Raw genomic sequence first — 15,983 nt, 5'->3', positions numbered from 1 at the left:
GTGAAATTAGTTTACTTATTCAAAAATAGATATAAAAATCCTTGAATCTTGATTCAGGGATTTTTATATCTAGAGCGTGTTTATAGACCTACCTTCAAAGTAAAGGGTTTAGAAGGTGGGTTTATGATAACAAGGGGCTATGGCGCCGATTGAGTAAATGATGGTGAAGTGACCTCAGTGCGGCGATTCAGTGCTCGCCCTTCTAGCGTGTTGTTGTCTGCAACTGGCTCACTTTCCCCTCTGCCCTCAAGCTGAATACGACTTGCCTCAATGCCATTATTTTCAAAATAGGAGGCGACACTTTGTGCTCGTTGTAGAGAGATTTGATCATTGTAGCGCTCTGATCCTTGAGAATCGGTATGGCCAATAATGAACAACTGAGCCTCTGAATGATCTTGAAGTCTTTTCAGCATTGGACTCAGGTGTCTATTTGCTTCTGGCAGTAAATTAGTGCTATCAAATTTGAACAGAGCATAGCTATTCAATTCATTGATGCTCACCACTTCAGGCTCAATGACCTCAGGTTCAATCACTTCAGGCTCAACAATAATAACTTCTGGTTCTGAGGCGGGAATGGCTTTATCAGTAGAGCCAAACGCATAGGTTAGACCTACGGTTACAAAGCTAATGTCTGAACCACTTACGCCTACATCATCAAACCATTGGTATTCTAATCTCGTTCTTAATTGGTCAGATAAATGATACTCAAGACCGGTACCAAGCATTAAGGATGTCCCGTCGTCTGTATTACGGGTGCTACGGTTTGGTTCTTGTCTCTTTTGCTCCGTTTGCCATCTAAAGCCACCAACTTTACCAAAAATATTTAGACTATCGACCAAGTAATAATCGGCTTTAAGACCGAGTTCTACACCTCGGACTTTCGTGCTATTAGAAGCGTTTATTGATGATTCACTTGAACTCGGGTAGGTCGCCTTAGCTTTGCCCAAGTAATCATAACCACTTTCAATTGCAAGCCAATCATTGATGCTATAACCAAGGAATAAACCGCCACCCATCGCTTCTTTGTCGCAATCTAAACTTAATGGTTCGCAGCTCCCAGAAAAATGAGTCCAGCCAGTTTTACCACCAATATAGAAACCGCTCTCATTGGCGGCCACGTTGAATGCGACACTGGCACCCAATAGACATAGTGTTATTTTTTTCATAATTCTCCATTCAACATAAATGTTAAGATTTCTTATTAATTGAATCAAGAATTAACCTTGATTCTGGTTGTGAATAAAATGCAACCTTAATGTAGGCTGCATTTAAGGAAATATGATTAAGAGTTGCAGTTAAGGTTTGCGTTGAAGGGCATTATGGTAAACGTATTTTCTAACAGTAATAATAGCGTAATATTAATTTTTTAAATGACATGTGCTATATAATTAATCTGATGTTTGTACCGTATTATTGTGAGTATTTTAATCTTATATGTTTAGCTATATGTAGTATTCCTATGGGAAATGTATAGATTAAATGGTTTATTAATAACTAATTGTATTTAAAGTAATTGTTAAAAAATAGTTGTATTTATTAATATAGTGAACGGATGGTTTTCGGTTGTCATAGATTGTCTATGCCACGGATTAATAACGTTTACTAGGTCAATGTATTCTAGATGGAGATAAGTAAAATAATATTTATGTTGTAGAGATAACGTAAGAATATATCCAGATTGAAGTAGGGTTGCAGGAATAAAGCCTTATAGTAGGTAGCAGTACAAATTAGACGCGTAGTGAGGCACGCCTAATTTGTGTCATATATTAAAATGTACTGACATTAAAAACATGTTCGACAGCGGTTATTTTAGCCAGCAAATGCTCAGTAGGTTGAGATTCGATATCGACAATGGTGTACGCAATGTCGTCGCGGCTTCTGTTGAGCATGTCAATTACGTTGATCTCCAAGTCAGAAAGAACCAGAAGAACTTGACTTAATACCTTCGGAACGTTGTCGTTAGCAAAAGCAATTCGATAGCCTTTCGTTCTATCTAAACTAATCGTTGGAAAGTTCACTGAATTGCGAATATTACCATTTTCAAGGAAGTCCATCAGTTGGTCGGCGGCCATTGTGGCGCAATTTTGTTCGGCCTCGTGCGTGCTTGCCCCTAAGTGCGGTAGCAGAATTACTTGAGGATGCTCTAGAAGCTCTGGTGATGGGAAGTCACATACGTATTGTTCAATCAACCCTTGCTCTAGTGAGGCGAGAAGGGCTTGTTGATTCACAATACTACCACGAGCGAAGTTCAGTAGTACGGAACCTGGTTTCGCGTGAGATAAGGTTTCTGAATTGAGCATATCTTTGGTATGTTCATTAGCAGGAACATGCAAGCTGATAAAATCACTACGTGCAATGAGCCACTGCATATTTTCTGCGCGTTGTATTTGTGAAGAGAGTCGCCACGCTGTATCGACACTGAGTGCAGGATCGTAACCCACCACTTTCATACCCAGAGCCAACGCCGCGTGTGCGACACTTGCTCCAATAGCACCTAAACCAACAACCCCTAAAGTTTTACCTGATAACTCTGAACCTACGAAATTTTTCTTCTCTTTTTCAACCAGCTTTGAAAACTGAGGGTTATTGCGTTCACTAACAAGCATTCTGGTAAAATCGATACCGTTAATGATTTTTCGCGAAGACATTAACATGCCAGTTAAGACTAACTCCTTTACTGCATTTGCGTTTGCTCCGGGCGTGTTGAATACGACAATCCCTTGATGGGTGCAATCACCCACTGGAATGTTGTTAACACCAGCGCCACAGCGTGCAATGGCTTTAACTCGCTCAGGAAAACAGATGTCATGTAGGTTTTGACTGCGCAACATAATGGCGTCGGGTTCGCTTATCTCACTGGCGACTTCATAGCTATCACGGGGAAAACAGTCCAATCCATGGGGGCTGATACTATTGTAGGTACGAATTTTTCGCATTAGCATGGCTCTCTTATACGTGGTATTCAGTATTTATTTAAGGGGGTGTGATTATTTACTCACCTGCTGATAACCCCAGCTTAACCATGGAAGTAGTGTTTTGAGGTCGCTTGATTCAACCGTGGCGCCACACCAGATTCGAAGGCCTGCTGGGGCATCGCGATAAGCACCAATATCGTAGGCGACACCTTCAACATCAAGCAATTTTACTAACGCTTTAACTTGTTCTGGCGTTGCGTCTAAAGAGAGACATACACTGGTATTAGAACGAGTTTGGGGGTCTATTGCCAGAAAATCTATCCACTCATTATTGGCAATAAATTCTTCTATAACGGCTAAGTTTTCTTGTGATTTTGCGATACATGCAGAGAGGCCACCAATAGAGTCAACCCATTGAAGTGCGTCTAAGTAGTCGGCCACACACAACATAGATGGCGTGTTGATCGTCGCGCCGCTAAAGATACCTTCAATAAGCTTGCTCCCTTTGGTTAAGCGGAAGATTTTAGGCATCGGCCAACTTGGAGTGTAACTCTCTAAACGTTCAACGGCTCTTGGGCTAAGCACGATAACTCCATGCCCGCCTTCACCACCCAGAACTTTTTGCCAGCTGTAGGTCGTGACGTCTAATTTATCCCAAGGCATTGGCATGGCGAAGACGGCAGAGGTTGCATCACAGATAGTCAACCCATCTCGATCATCTTCTATCCAGTCGCCGTTAGGGACACAGACCCCCGACGTTGTTCCGTTCCAAGTAAACACGACGTCATGATCTGAATTAGCCTGATTAAGGTCTGGTAGTTGTCCATAATCGGCACCAAAATGGCGGACGTCGTTGAGCTTGAGTTGCTTGGTTACGTCGGTGAGCCATTCCTCACCAAACGATTCCCACGTAAAAATATCAACAGGACGTTGACCTAACATGGACCAAAGGATCATTTCCATTGCTCCAGTATCTGACGCGGGCACGATACCCACTCTGTAACCTTCTGGAAGTTCTAACGCTGCTTTTGTTTGTTTAATCGCCGACTGTAAGGCGGCCTTACCAATCGTACTACGGTGGGAGCGCCCCAGAGTGGATAAATCGAGTTGGCTTACATCGTATCCTGGGCGCTTGGCGCATGGGCCTGAAGAGAAATTAGGGTTAGCAGGCTGTTTCTGAGGTTTCATATTGCTCCTTGGTGGCGATAGCCGATTCGAAAATAGGTTGAATCAAGCCAATGAGTATAAAAATTATATAGGTTGGGAAACTTGATCCTTGCGCGATTTTCGTACATACGTGAATAAATAAGCTGTTTTCGTGAAGTTTTAGTTATTTTTTGTGTTTGATAGCTTTGTTTTTACTGGTACTCGCTTATGCCGTTCTTTTTTAGACGTCAGAGCACTAAACAGAATAAGAGGCTAGCTAAACCAGACAAAAACAATTTCTGACTTAAAGGTAGATCAACATAAGTAAATGTTTGTTCACTTGAACTATCACTCATTGACGACGCTTTGCTTGTCGCTAAATTTGGGCTGTGTTTTATATAGCGAGTATTTGTCGGTGTAGAAACCATAAAGAAGGTACCAATAAGCCATTGCGCCATCATGCTATAGAAGAAGTAATCCGATATAAATTTAACCGCTAGAACGCCAGTTTGATACTCGATAAGGAAAATAGCTCCAACAAAGAATACGTTGGATAGGGCAACAAAAATGAGCAGTTTAAAAAGTTTTTCCATGGAGTTAAGCTTGTCGTGTAAGGTCAGTTACTATACTAACATTTCGTCTGCACAATTATGTAGTAGTATGGTGTCATATCGAAACAGGGACTTCCTCCAATAAATGGAAACGAGTGATTTGGTTACTACAAAATGTAGTCGTTGCGTTTTTAAATCGAAAGGAACAGATTTTTGATGATATCTAGATGGTTTTTATTGGTTAGCCTACTGTTTGTTGCACCACTGCAAGCTGCAAGTTATCGACTGCCAACCGACGGTAGTCAACTCGTTGGTCGAATACAAAATCACTTGGTGGAACAGGGCGAATCAATGGCCGGTATTGCAAAACAATATGATGTCGGTTTTCTATCATTAATGGCGGCAAACCAAGGCGTGGACCCTTTTTTACCAGAAGAAGGGACTGTCCTTACTATACCTTCACTCTTTATTCTACCTTCCAAAGACCGCGAAGGAATAGTGATTAATCTTGCAGAATTACGGCTCTATTATTTTGATAAAGACAAAAAAAATGTGCATGTTTTTCCTGTCGGTATCGGTCGTATTGGCCGTGATACTCCAGAAATGACCTCATATATTAATCAAAAAATTAAGGACCCAACTTGGACACCAACGCAGACAATTCGAGCTGAGTCATTGGCCAATGGTATTGAACTACCCAAGGTTGTTCCTGCTGGACCAAATAATCCTCTGGGGTTGTATGCATTACGCTTAGGTTATGGAGTAGGGGATTACCTCATTCATGGAACCAATAAAGATTTTGGCATAGGACTGCGTGTAAGTTCTGGTTGTATTCGAATGGAACCAAAAGATATTGATTGGTTATTTCATCAAGTCTCTCGTAAAGATAAAGTGAAAGTAGTGAATACGCCTGTGAAAATGACGTTAGAACCTGATAGCAGCGTATTTATGGAAGTGCATGAGCCCTTGACCAGAAGCAACGGTGAGAAAAAAACCTTGGCTGTCCCCAAAAGTTTAGAGGGTTGGATGGATGAGTTTGGAATGTCTAAAAATAAAGCAAAAGCGGCGATTCTAGTTCAAAGTGGTATTCCTATAGAGATAGCTGGGCCATAGTTTTCGTTCGAGAACGGAGGCTATCTTCATATTATTGGCGGTGCAGTATTTTGCTCTATGTATAGACAAAGTTCGTTTATGGGAACGGGTTGGCTAAAGTAGTAACCCTGTAAGCGATCACAGTGGTGCTGTTTTAAAAAGGCGATTTGCTGTTCTGTTTCAACCCCTTCCGCAACGACCTGCAATCCCAGATTGTGAGCTAAGGAAATCGTTGTAATACAGATCTCTTCATTATTGATATCCCTTCCTATATCGCTAACAAATGTTCTGTCTACCTTGAGGGTTTGGATAGGTAATTTTTTCAAATAACTCAGCGATGAATAACCTGTGCCAAAATCATCGATAGCCAATGAGATACCTAGATTACTGAGAGCGGTAAGTTGTGAAACGGCAAAGTCTGGATCTTGCATTGCGGCTGTCTCTGTGATTTCAAATTCTAGTTCACCGACTGAAATGCCATATTTTTTCATTGCCTTGTTTACTTTGTCGATCAGTTTAGTGGATTGCAGTTGGTTGACTGAAAGGTTAATGGATATTTTCGTTAAGCCACAGCCACGCTGTTTTATTTGAGAGAATGAATGGCAAGCCTCATCCAATATCCAATCGCCAAGGGTGTGAATGAATCCAGTGTCCTCTGCGATAGGTATAAATTTGTCGGGTGGATAGAACCCGTGCTCTGGATGTTTCCAGCGGATAAGTGCTTCTGCACTAACGATAGCCAGAGAGTTTGTGTTCACGATAGGTTGAAAGTAGATTTCGAATTGACCCAACTCCAATGCAACCCTCATTTGGTTCTCTAGTTTCAACCTTTCATCTGCGGCTTGGGACAAAGCGGTGGTAAAAAATTGGTAGTTATTTCGCCCCTTTAGTTTTGCCTGATACATGGCTATATCGGCATTTTTCATCAGTTCGACCGTCGTCGTACCATCATCTGGATATAAACAAATACCAATACTGGCAGAGGTCTCCACATCGCGATTACTAATGTGATAGAGCTTGTTTAGTTTCTCTTGGATCCGTTGAGCAACAAGAGCAACATCTGAAGCATCAGTTACTTGAGGAAGAATCAGTACAAACTCATCACCACCGATCCGTGCAAGGGTATCTTGATCTCGCTTTATTTTTGAAAGTTCGTGCGCCACTTCTATGATCAGTTTGTCGCCAAATGCGTGACCAAGTGAGTCATTAATCGTTTTAAATCGGTCGAGGTCAATGAACAACATCGCCGCTTTGTAGTGATATTTTTGGGCTTGTTCCAATACTCGCTCTAGCCTCTCTTCTAAGCTGTAGCGGTTATGCAGATCGGTTAAAATGTCGAAGTGAGCAAGATGGGCAATTTTCTTTTCTGCTTCTTTTCGCTCGCTAATATCACTGTAAGTACTGATATAAAAGGATGAATCATTGCTTTCCTTTTGTATTTTGGAAATTGAAAGCCATTTGGGGAATACGTTGCCATCTTTTTTCCGGCCGTAGGCTTCTCCTTGCCAAAATCCTTTGTCTTCTAATGTACTCGTCATCTCAAGGTAGGTAGAAATTGGCGTATTATTCGCGTGCATCATTGCCCAGTTTTTGGAAATAACGTCCTCAATTGAATAACCACTGTGTTTTAAAAACGCACGATTTGCATTGATGATTTTTTGGTTTTGGTCAATGATCAACATAGCTTCACCGCTGCTGGAAAAGGCGTTAGCATAGAGACCTAGAACCTCGGCTGACTCTTCTCTTTCTATGTCTCTTTGTTGACGTTCCCTGACCTGAGAAGAGGATATATTTGAGTATAAGAAGATACCCAGTCCACCTAAAACCCAAAGAATAGAATGGCTAGCTGACAGGTTGTTAATGGATCGCTCAACTAATTGATAGTGTTCGGTAAGAGGTAAACTTACTCCGATACCACCTCTGATATCACCAAGTCGATAGCCTTGTGAAGCGTGGCATTTAAGGCACCCTTCTTCAACGTTCATGGCTCTCAGGTAGCGAAGATTAGGTACTCCATCGATTAACTCTGTATCCCAACTTTCTGTTATGACACCCTGTTCAAATGCGGTCAACTGTTGCGTCTCCCAAGCGTCAGGTGCATTGAACTTGTTGATCGGCTTTAAGGATGTAATTCGACTCTGTATACCAAATAATGTGGCATACTTCTCAGATGACTGACGAAGCATCGCGGCAGGATTCACAAGAGTGAGCATTGTACCATCTAGGCGTTTGACGTCCCTATTTGGGATATGGCTTAACCATTTAATTGGTTGTTGTTTGTCCGAAACAGGCACATAGACGCCACCATGAGACGCTCCCCATAGGCGAAATGTGATGTCTTTATTGATAGACGTTTTAGCCTCGCTATAGGCTCGACTTATGATGCTTTCTCTCGCAGCGATAATATTCCAGCTAAGTGAGCCAGCAATCAAAATCGACCACACAAGCAACATACTGATGGTGGTTTTGTGTTTTTTAATAAAGCCCAAATGAATGTCTCTTTTCTAGCCAATTACATATTATTATTCTATGAGTATAACGACAAATATTACTTTGGGTTGAGTGATTGGGTGCGTAGATCTTGTTTTTGACAATGCCGTCATTTTTTGCGGTTTAAAATGAATGTAGAGAAGTGTGCATACCAACAATGCCAGTGGTATTTGAACTACAATTAACCGACATGCGAGAGACAAACTTAACCCTGAAGAGGATGAGGTAATGAAAACGATGACGTGTAAGCAACTAGGTGGTGCTTGTGATGAAGTATTTAGTGCCAATACTTTTGAAGAGTTGGTCGAGCTAAGCAAACAGCATGGAATGGCGATGTTTCAACAACAAGATGCTCAGCATTTGGAAGCGATGGCTCGAATTCAACAATTGATGTCAGACCCTGAAGCGATGAAGGTTTGGTTCGATAGCAAGAAAAGTGAATTTGACCAACTCGAATCTGATTAGGTTCGAGTTGGGTATGCTGCAATCTATTTGATCGTTAAGGAAAGTGAAGCGACGCGTTGAAGAAACGTAGTCAGGTGCATTATTGCCTCGATATGTTGAGGGTAGTCTTGAAATGGTTGGCAGCGAACGTTATCCATTTCGACTAACTCGTTGGATAATAACCAATATAAATCTGAGGTGTAAAGCATAGCGGATAGCGGCTTGTATACTTCCGTTTCATACGCTTGAGAGAGATCCGCGATAATCATCTCACGATCGTGTTCACTCTCTATTGGCTTATTGGCATTGTCTACAGCCTTTATGTAGTGCAGGTTATTAATGAGGCTTTCCATAATCGGCTTATTATCCTTTGACAAAGATGACAACGTTTGTCTGATAATGCTTAGCCAGTTTGCTTTGGTTAATGTGTGTTCATCCACACTTTCAAACTCATTAACGATTTTGTGTTCTACAAAGACCTGTGATTCTTTCAATACCGCTCTTACCTTTTGAAACGGCAATTGAAATTCTATGCAAAGTGCAAGGATAAGACGATGGAAGCCGCCATCAGGAAGATGAAGGTTACCTTTAAAAAGAGTAATGGCGTGTTCTTGTTCTTGAGTGAGGTTACTCATTCTGGGTCTTTCCTTACTGCTTAGCATTTATAATTACTGTTGATATCAACAACATTATATATCGATTTATTTAGCGCTGAATTATCCGCGGCGTTTTTTAAGAATAGCGTCAATATCTAGCGCTTCAGTGTATAAGCTCAGCTTATCTTGTTTCGTTTCGATTGCTAAAATAGACATTCTGTCGGCGAGTTCATTGCCTTCTACACCAATGTGGCCATTGACGTGGTGGATCGCTATTTTACTCTCTAGGGTTTGGTATAGGGCAAACATCTTTTTAATAAGCTCGATATTTTTGATCTCGCCCCCTTTCCTAACCCATCCGTTCTTTGCCCATCCTTTCGCCCATGTGGTTAAACACTGGATTGAGTAACTAGAATCGCTATAAATGCCAACGGTTTTGTTGTTATCCAGATAGGCTTGACTGATCAATAAGCTCTGATGAAGAGCATTCAGTTCTGCCGTGTTATTGGTCCCTTCGGCTTGGTAGATTCCAAACCATAGCTCAGTAAGCTTGTTGGAATGATAGATAGCAATACCTGACCCCGCTTCACCAGGATTTGGCTCGCAAGCCCCATCGGTAAAAATCTTAACCTCATAAGGCATGGCGTTAATATGTTCATCGGTTAGAGCTGAGACTTTTGGTTTTTTAGAGCCCGCGATAGATTTGTTTCCGCGTTTGGACTTAACGGCGGGCGATTTAGGTATTATTTCGGTGTTCGCTGATTGGCCAAATGCCTCTTCAGCCTCAATGCGAGTCGTAAATGATTTATAACGAGCCCCAGCGAATTTTTCAACTTGAGTCTTACACGTTGCCCAATCAGTAAAAATACCCGTTTTACGGCCTCGCCAAACGACATAGAATTTTGCCAAATTATGCTTTTAAACCTAATGAATTAGAGACAGAGCGAATGTATTACACTATTCGCGTTATTTCAATTGAGATACTAGGTATTTATACCAGTACCACTAAAAGATAGGTTAGATGCAAAGTGTTCACGCTCACATGTCTCGATCGGTTCGACAAACCAAATTCATTTTAATCACATAATCAATTTGACTGATATTGGTTGTAAACCGTAGATAAAAAAAGCCCTAACAAAGGTTAGGGCTTAGCGTTGTTTTGTTGCTATTTAGTAAAGCTGTCTATCACTACTTAGTATTTGAAAGCTACTTCGTATAAGACTGAGCGATATTATCGATTCGCTCGTTTGCTCTAGCTGCTTCATCTTGAGCTGACATAGCTGCATCAGTCGCTTTACCTGCTTTCATTTCAGCAGCTGATTGACTTGATTTAAGCGAAGAAACTTCACTGCTTAACTCATCTACTTGTGAAGATAGCGCGGCAAGTTGACTGGTTGTTTCTTCATCGGGTCCAGAGGCACAGCCTCCTAGTAAAAGAAGAGAACCCATACCGACTGCTATTAGTAATTTGTTATTCATGCACACTCCTGTTATGTAATGTCATCTTTTTTTAACTCGAATTTAGTGTAGCTCTGATCTTATTGATCCGATAGGGTTTATTAGTAAATAGATTTGCATCGTCATCACTATTTACACTGTAAAATTGTATCCGTCTCATTAATAAGACAATTTAATGCGATTTGTTCGACAAAAAATACTCATAAAAACGAATTATTTTACAAATTCAGGTAGTGATCAACCAAAAGAGCAACAAATAGAAGCATTAAGTGATAAATAGAAAACTTAAATGTATCCATTGCTGTGCTGTTTTTACAGTTATATTTAAGCTGCCATGCATGGAAAATAAACCCACTGCTTAATACCGTTGCAATCGACAAATATAGCATTCCACTCATGCCGACAAGAACCGGTAATAAGCAAACCAAAAATAGTAAAATGGTGTAAAGCAAAATACTTGTTTTTGTGTATTCCACTCCATGAGTAACGGGGAGCATAGGGATATCAGCTTTGGCATACTCATCTTTTCGGTGGATCGCGAGTGCCCAGAAATGAGGCGGGGTCCAAACAAAAATAATCATCACCAATAACCACGCGTTAGCATGGAGTTCTCCTGTAACAGAGGTCCAACCTAATAGAGGAGGCATCGCGCCTGCAATACCTGCTATGACAATATTTTGCGGCGTGGCTCTTTTTAGGTACATGGTGTAGACCACGGCGTAACCGAGCAGACTCACCAGGGTGAGAAATGCAGTTAATGCGTTAACACCTATATAGAGCACGGCAAATCCAATGACCCCTAATGCGAAAGCAAAAAACGAAACCTCATAAGCGTTGATATTTCCCGACGGGAGCGGCCTTTTTTGAGTCCTCATCATCAAAGCATCGATTCTTCTATCGATTAGGTGGTTAAATGCGGCAGCAGAACCTGCCATCGCGCCAATACCCAATAGACCCAGTAGGCTTTGCTGTACGGGTAACGAAGTGGGCACGGCTAAACACATACCTACAACCGCAGTAAGCAACATAAGTGCGACTACTTTTGGTTTGGTGAGCGAGAGGTAAAGACGCCATTTTGACTGTTCAAATTCAGCCGTACTGCTTGCGACAAGTGTTTTATTCATGAGTCCCCCTAATGTGTGATTCGATAGAGTGAGAAGTTGCAATGTTGTGGTTCTTACTGTGTACGTAAATAACGTAGTTGATTCTGACTGTGGTAATGAGAATCAGTGCACCGCAAAGATTATGCAGAACAGCGATAGGCAATGGTAATTGAAGTAAAACGTTACTGATCCCTAAACTTATTTGAATCAGTAACAAAAAGAGGAGCCAATGTGATTGATGGCGAAGAAATGGATCAGTGCTCCGCTTTGCCTGCCAATGAAATAGCAATACAACGATGACGACGACAATCGCGCCAATGCGGTGGCTGATATGTATGGTCATTCGGCTCGCGTAATCCAATACGCCAAATTCATAATTATCATGGCCAGATTGGATGAGTGTAAACGCCGTTTTAAAATTAAGATATTGCGTCCATTCACCTTGGCAAATCGGCAGACTTGTGCACATTAGCGCGGCATAATTGGCTGATGTCCAGCCACCCAAAAATATCTGACCGATGACTGAAACCAAGATGATCAGTGCGAGTGGTTTTATAGCGCCTTGTAACGGTTCGTTAATTTGTGCAGGCGCAACGGTACGTAGATGTATTTTGGTGTACAGAAGCACCAGCAAACTGAGTAATGTAAAACCACCAAATAGATGGGCTAACACCACGATAGGCATGAGTTTAAGGGTGACGGTCCACATGCCGAGTAATGCTTGTGCTATAACGACTATCGATAGCGAGATTGGAAGTATGAAGCCGACACGGTTGTGTCGCAATGAAATCCACGTGACAGCAAAAACAAGTAAGCCGAGAGAGCCAGCGAAGTAGCGGTGAATCATTTCTGGCCATGCTTTACTCTCGACGACGTCAAGATGAGGGTAAAGTTGATTCGCTTTTGCTATCTCAGTCGTGGAAGTGGGTACACTAAGGTGACCATAACACCCCGGCCAGTCCGGACAGCCCAATCCGGCATCGGAGAGACGAGTATAGGCACCTAAAACGATGACACACAGAGTTAATATAATACTCAGCTTTAATACCAATAATAAAACCCGCGGTTCGTTCTGCATTTCGGTATCCTTATCCGACTCTGGAAAGCTTTAATAACTTACGAAAATCAGTAAGTAGTTCTTTATGCTGCTTAAAAAGTTCGTTTTCTAATGACTGTCGAGGATATTTCATTACTAATTGCCCGAGAGGATCGACTAACAAATACTCTGATGAATCGATGTAGTCCATAAAGTTATCTGTCACTTTAATGGTTGTAAATAAGTCACTTAGACTGGATAAGCTATTAAGGTCACTTTTTTCGGTGACATAAAGGACGGCTTCAACTCTAGGTTGGTATTTTCCTAGTGCGATATAGCTTTGGTTGAGTAAATAAACCTGTTGTTTACATAGTTCACCACACTCAGCAGGGATGACGATTCCCATGTGCCAAATTTTGCTTACGGGCATCTCTATCTTAAGCATTGAATAGGTGAGTCTTGGTTCGATCAGGACGCCTTTGTTTGTTACACCTGACTGGTACCAATGTTGAGTCAATATTAATTTAGCCGCGATGGCTGGAATCATGAACATGAGAATAAGAGAAACCAAAACGATTCGGCCTTTGGTTCGGCTATTGGTGGGGTTTTCTTCTAGTGAGATGGTCATGATATATCCCTGTTAATGGCTCGTAATTTTTTATAGAAAATGGTTAACATGAGCAGTAACCAAACGGTTGCCATCGCAAACCACTGTACTGAATAAGCGAAGTGTTTAGATGAAGCCATGGGTATCGGTTTCCATGGTTGAGGGAGAGGCCAGTCTTCTACTTGATCGGGTTGTAGAGCGAAAGGTAATAAGGAAACCATAAGTTTGGTTTCAAGTTGTTTGAAGTTTAAATTTTGAATTCTAAGATGTTTGATAGTTTCGGGCATCAGGTCTAAGCTAAGCTTATTCAAGCTTCGAGCATACAGTCGACCTGTTAAACGTTCTTGTTGTAAAGTTTGTGGGGTAACAGGGAGTATTGAACGATCATACCCCGTTGGTATGAATCCGAGCTCGATCAACAGGTGATCGTTATGGTTATGAGGCTTAACAATTTGATACACCAAATAACCGGCTTGGCCGTTATGGGTTTGATTATCAAGATAGATTAAAGGGTTATCGCTGGTATTGAAGGCTGCGGATACTTTTAGTCCAGTGACAGGAACCGAATAATCGGTCAATTCACTAAGGGGGATATGAGTTTGTACTGCTCTCGTTTCTAACTGTTGTTCAAGCAGTTGTTTCGCCTCGCTTCGACTTAATTGCCATAATCCTAAGTTGACCAATAGAAAAAATACAACCACAGTTAATAGTGCTGCAACCCAATACGAGACGGAGTGGGATAACACAGCAATAGGAGATGCTATGGTTTTTGCTTTCAAAACAGCACTGATATTCATGTTACTTTTCATCATCGGCAACTTGGCGATAGCCCTTTATTATATGGTGAAATCATCACCTTCTGATGGTGAAAAAACCCCTTCCATGAGTCAATTTTTAGGCCGCCGACTTATGGTATCAGTAGGTGTCGTTATATTACTTATTATTGCTTTGAGCTCAGGCTTAATAGAGCCCAATGTTCGTCCTTATTGATCATTAGAATGCGTTCTATTCGTGAGTCAAACCGTCTCTATAGCACATAAACGAATACAAACAGGCAGAGCCAGATCACGTCAACAAAATGCCAATACCAACTTCCGGCTTGAAACGCAAAATGGTTTCGAGGTGTAAAATGGTCATATGCAATTCTACAAAGCAGAATTATCAGAAAGATGGACCCCAATAAGACGTGCAGGCCGTGAAATCCGGTCAGCATAAAGAAGGTGTTGCCATAAATACCAGATTGCAATGTGAGTCCGAGTTCTTGGTAGGCATGGATGTATTCTTCGATTTGGAAGAACAGAAACAGCCCCGCTAACACGATGGTTATCTCTAACCAGAAAACCAATGCTGTGCGGCGGCCTTTTTCCAAACTGACATGAGCGAAGTGCAGTGTGATTGAAGAGAGCAACAAGATTATCGTATTTTTAAGTGGAATTCCTTGCCACGGCATGGCTTCGACTGACTGGCCCGCAGGTGTACTGGTTAAGGGCCAAAGGGCTTCAAATGCGGGCCACAAAATTTCGTGAGTCATCGCATTGTTATCTGCACCTGCTAACCAAGGCACGGCAACCATCCTCGCGTAAAATAGGGCACCAAAAAAAGCACCAAAAAACATAATTTCTGAGAAAATAAACCAACTCATGCCTTGTTTGAATGAACGATCGATCTGATCTGAATACAAGCCAGAGAGAGATTCGGTGATCACGCTCTTAAACCATCCTGCAAACATATACAATAGAACCAAAAAACCGATGGTTAATACGCCTTTACCGATGACAGAACCAAGGCTCTCGGTCCCTTTATACTGGACGGTTACCCCTGCGCCTACCGCGATCAGAAATAGAGCAATAGCACCAATGATCGGCCAGTGACTCTGCGCTGGGACATAGTAAGTAGGATGTTGTGAATGGGGGGCTTCTACGCTCATTCTGATCTCCTTGGTGTCGCGGTTGAGTTAGTGAGCATGGCGACACTTTTTGGCTCTTGTTCTACTGAGTCGGTTATGTCGAATACGGTGTAAGAGAGTGTAAGAGTATGAATGGAATCGGGAATATCTGGTTCGATATAGAATACCAGCCCAAGCTCGGTACTTTCCCCGGCTTTAAGTGGTTGACGAGTAAAACAGAAACACTCCATTTTGTTAAAATGTGTAGCTGCTATGCCCGGAGAGATCGAAGGTACTGCTTGTACAATCGTATCTTGTTGCGACAAATTCTTGGCGAGATACGCCGTTTGTATCACCTGTCCTGGGTGAACTTGGAGCGTCCGAACTTTTGGTTTCATTTGCCAAAGCATACCAGACGGAATGTGAGCCATAAGCTCTACGTCAATAGTTCGAGATAGATCAATAACCATTCCATGGGGCTGATCTATCGCGACTTTATTCGTCTTTCCATTGATGCCTAAAGCATCACACATGACGTCATACAGAGGCACAAGCGCGTACCCAAAACCGAACATCGCCATGACGGCAAACAGTAGTTTGGTCGTCAGCGCTTTGTTTGCTTTTTGCTTGTCTTTTTTTTCACCTATTCCCATGACGACA

The 15,983-nt window shown here is 41.8% G+C and carries 17 protein-coding genes; 3 read left to right on the top strand and 14 right to left on the bottom strand.

The window, feature by feature from the left end; translation table 11 throughout:
- Positions 1-137 precede the first annotated feature (137 nt).
- The 4 genes from L3V77_RS20050 to L3V77_RS20035 form a co-directional block, all read right to left on the bottom strand.
- Positions 138-1,166 carry an OmpA family protein gene (locus L3V77_RS20050; RefSeq protein ID WP_275138009.1) on the bottom strand — a complete coding sequence of 343 codons (1,029 nt, stop codon included), beginning with the start codon at positions 1,164-1,166 and terminating at the stop codon, positions 138-140.
- Positions 1,167-1,766: 600 nt separating this feature from the next.
- Positions 1,767-2,936 (bottom strand): 3-phosphoglycerate dehydrogenase family protein, encoded by a 1,170-nt coding sequence (locus L3V77_RS20045; RefSeq protein WP_275138008.1) that lies wholly within the window; start codon positions 2,934-2,936, stop codon positions 1,767-1,769.
- 51 nt (positions 2,937-2,987) lie between these two features.
- The gene (locus L3V77_RS20040) at positions 2,988-4,103 is read right to left on the bottom strand and encodes a phosphoserine transaminase (RefSeq protein WP_275138007.1); all 1,116 of its coding nucleotides are present in this window, start codon (positions 4,101-4,103) and stop codon (positions 2,988-2,990) included.
- 206 nt (positions 4,104-4,309) lie between these two features.
- The gene (locus tag L3V77_RS20035) at positions 4,310-4,654 is read right to left on the bottom strand and encodes a hypothetical protein (protein ID WP_275138006.1); all 345 of its coding nucleotides are present in this window, start codon (positions 4,652-4,654) and stop codon (positions 4,310-4,312) included.
- Between the two features lie 174 nt (positions 4,655-4,828).
- Here L3V77_RS20035 and L3V77_RS20030 point away from each other — a divergent pair, with 174 nt between their 5' ends.
- Positions 4,829-5,725, top strand: a complete 897-nt coding sequence (locus L3V77_RS20030) for a L,D-transpeptidase family protein (protein ID WP_275138005.1) — start codon at positions 4,829-4,831, stop codon at positions 5,723-5,725.
- Positions 5,726-5,751: 26 nt separating this feature from the next.
- Here the strand turns inward: L3V77_RS20030 and L3V77_RS20025 are convergent, their stop codons facing one another.
- The gene (locus L3V77_RS20025; protein WP_275138004.1) at positions 5,752-8,193 is read right to left on the bottom strand and encodes an EAL domain-containing protein; all 2,442 of its coding nucleotides are present in this window, start codon (positions 8,191-8,193) and stop codon (positions 5,752-5,754) included.
- Between the two features lie 229 nt (positions 8,194-8,422).
- On the opposite strand from L3V77_RS20025, the gene L3V77_RS20020 reads away from it, so the two are divergent.
- The gene (locus L3V77_RS20020) at positions 8,423-8,659 is read left to right on the top strand and encodes a DUF1059 domain-containing protein (RefSeq protein WP_275138003.1); all 237 of its coding nucleotides are present in this window, start codon (positions 8,423-8,425) and stop codon (positions 8,657-8,659) included.
- 23 nt (positions 8,660-8,682) lie between these two features.
- Here L3V77_RS20020 and L3V77_RS20015 read toward each other — a convergent pair whose 3' ends face one another.
- The 7 genes from L3V77_RS20015 to L3V77_RS19985 all read right to left on the bottom strand — a co-directional run bounded on the left by L3V77_RS20015 (position 8,683) and on the right by L3V77_RS19985 (position 14,235).
- Entirely contained in the window at positions 8,683-9,273 is a 591-nt protein-coding gene (locus L3V77_RS20015) for a hypothetical protein (protein ID WP_275138002.1), read from the bottom strand.
- Positions 9,274-9,354: 81 nt separating this feature from the next.
- The gene (locus L3V77_RS20010; protein WP_275138001.1) at positions 9,355-10,143 is read right to left on the bottom strand and encodes a ribonuclease H family protein; all 789 of its coding nucleotides are present in this window, start codon (positions 10,141-10,143) and stop codon (positions 9,355-9,357) included.
- Between the two features lie 297 nt (positions 10,144-10,440).
- Positions 10,441-10,713: an Lpp/OprI family alanine-zipper lipoprotein gene (locus L3V77_RS20005; RefSeq protein WP_195705942.1), complete on the bottom strand. Its 273-nt coding sequence runs from the start codon at positions 10,711-10,713 to the stop codon at positions 10,441-10,443.
- Between the two features lie 197 nt (positions 10,714-10,910).
- Positions 10,911-11,816: a heme o synthase gene (cyoE, locus tag L3V77_RS20000; protein WP_275138000.1), complete on the bottom strand. Its 906-nt coding sequence runs from the start codon at positions 11,814-11,816 to the stop codon at positions 10,911-10,913.
- Entirely contained in the window at positions 11,809-12,873 is a 1,065-nt protein-coding gene (locus tag L3V77_RS19995; protein ID WP_275137999.1) for a COX15/CtaA family protein, read from the bottom strand. The genes cyoE and L3V77_RS19995 overlap by 8 nt, the downstream gene beginning before the upstream one ends.
- A 10-nt stretch (positions 12,874-12,883) precedes the next feature.
- The gene (locus tag L3V77_RS19990; RefSeq protein WP_275137998.1) at positions 12,884-13,459 is read right to left on the bottom strand and encodes a hypothetical protein; all 576 of its coding nucleotides are present in this window, start codon (positions 13,457-13,459) and stop codon (positions 12,884-12,886) included.
- Positions 13,456-14,235: an SURF1 family protein gene (locus L3V77_RS19985; RefSeq protein ID WP_275137997.1), complete on the bottom strand. Its 780-nt coding sequence runs from the start codon at positions 14,233-14,235 to the stop codon at positions 13,456-13,458. The genes L3V77_RS19990 and L3V77_RS19985 overlap by 4 nt, the downstream gene beginning before the upstream one ends.
- Between L3V77_RS19985 and L3V77_RS19980 the strand changes: the two genes are divergently transcribed.
- Positions 14,201-14,428, top strand: coding sequence for a DUF2909 domain-containing protein (locus L3V77_RS19980; protein ID WP_275137996.1), 228 nt, complete (start codon positions 14,201-14,203; stop codon positions 14,426-14,428). The two genes, L3V77_RS19985 and L3V77_RS19980, sit on opposite strands and share 35 nt — an antisense overlap.
- Positions 14,429-14,465: 37 nt before the next feature.
- On the opposite strand, the gene L3V77_RS19975 is transcribed toward L3V77_RS19980, so the two are convergent.
- Positions 14,466-15,365, bottom strand: coding sequence for a cytochrome c oxidase subunit 3 (locus L3V77_RS19975; protein WP_275137995.1), 900 nt, complete (start codon positions 15,363-15,365; stop codon positions 14,466-14,468).
- Entirely contained in the window at positions 15,362-15,976 is a 615-nt protein-coding gene (locus L3V77_RS19970; RefSeq protein WP_275137994.1) for a cytochrome c oxidase assembly protein, read from the bottom strand. Before L3V77_RS19970 ends, L3V77_RS19975 begins: the two co-directional genes overlap by 4 nt.
- Positions 15,977-15,983: the final 7 nt, after the last annotated feature.

Origin of the sequence: Vibrio sp. DW001 (assembly GCF_029016285.1) — a bacterium.
Classification (GTDB): Bacteria; Pseudomonadota; Gammaproteobacteria; order Enterobacterales; family Vibrionaceae; genus Vibrio.
The sequence above is the reverse complement of the archived record's forward strand: the minus strand, read 5'-3'. Positions and strand labels throughout refer to the sequence as shown.

Bases quoted from the DNA above. Each gene is read 5' to 3' on its own strand.
- L3V77_RS20020 (WP_275138003.1), top strand. From the start codon at position 8,423: ATGAAAACGATGACGTGTAAGCAACTAGGTGGTGCTTGTGATGAAGTA.
- L3V77_RS19980 (WP_275137996.1), top strand. From the start codon at position 14,201: ATGGTTTTTGCTTTCAAAACAGCACTGATATTCATGTTACTTTTCATC.
- L3V77_RS20030 (WP_275138005.1), top strand. From the start codon at position 4,829: ATGATATCTAGATGGTTTTTATTGGTTAGCCTACTGTTTGTTGCACCA.
- L3V77_RS20015 (WP_275138002.1), bottom strand. From the start codon at position 9,273: ATGAGTAACCTCACTCAAGAACAAGAACACGCCATTACTCTTTTTAAA.
- L3V77_RS19995 (WP_275137999.1), bottom strand. From the start codon at position 12,873: ATGCAGAACGAACCGCGGGTTTTATTATTGGTATTAAAGCTGAGTATT.
- L3V77_RS20035 (WP_275138006.1), bottom strand. From the start codon at position 4,654: ATGGAAAAACTTTTTAAACTGCTCATTTTTGTTGCCCTATCCAACGTA.
- cyoE (WP_275138000.1), bottom strand. From the start codon at position 11,816: ATGAATAAAACACTTGTCGCAAGCAGTACGGCTGAATTTGAACAGTCA.
- L3V77_RS20040 (WP_275138007.1), bottom strand. From the start codon at position 4,103: ATGAAACCTCAGAAACAGCCTGCTAACCCTAATTTCTCTTCAGGCCCA.
- L3V77_RS19975 (WP_275137995.1), bottom strand. From the start codon at position 15,365: ATGAGCGTAGAAGCCCCCCATTCACAACATCCTACTTACTATGTCCCA.
- L3V77_RS19985 (WP_275137997.1), bottom strand. From the start codon at position 14,235: ATGAATATCAGTGCTGTTTTGAAAGCAAAAACCATAGCATCTCCTATT.
- L3V77_RS19990 (WP_275137998.1), bottom strand. From the start codon at position 13,459: ATGACCATCTCACTAGAAGAAAACCCCACCAATAGCCGAACCAAAGGC.
- L3V77_RS20050 (WP_275138009.1), bottom strand. From the start codon at position 1,166: ATGAAAAAAATAACACTATGTCTATTGGGTGCCAGTGTCGCATTCAAC.
- L3V77_RS19970 (WP_275137994.1), bottom strand. From the start codon at position 15,976: ATGGGAATAGGTGAAAAAAAAGACAAGCAAAAAGCAAACAAAGCGCTG.
- L3V77_RS20045 (WP_275138008.1), bottom strand. From the start codon at position 2,936: ATGCGAAAAATTCGTACCTACAATAGTATCAGCCCCCATGGATTGGAC.
- L3V77_RS20005 (WP_195705942.1), bottom strand. From the start codon at position 10,713: ATGAATAACAAATTACTAATAGCAGTCGGTATGGGTTCTCTTCTTTTA.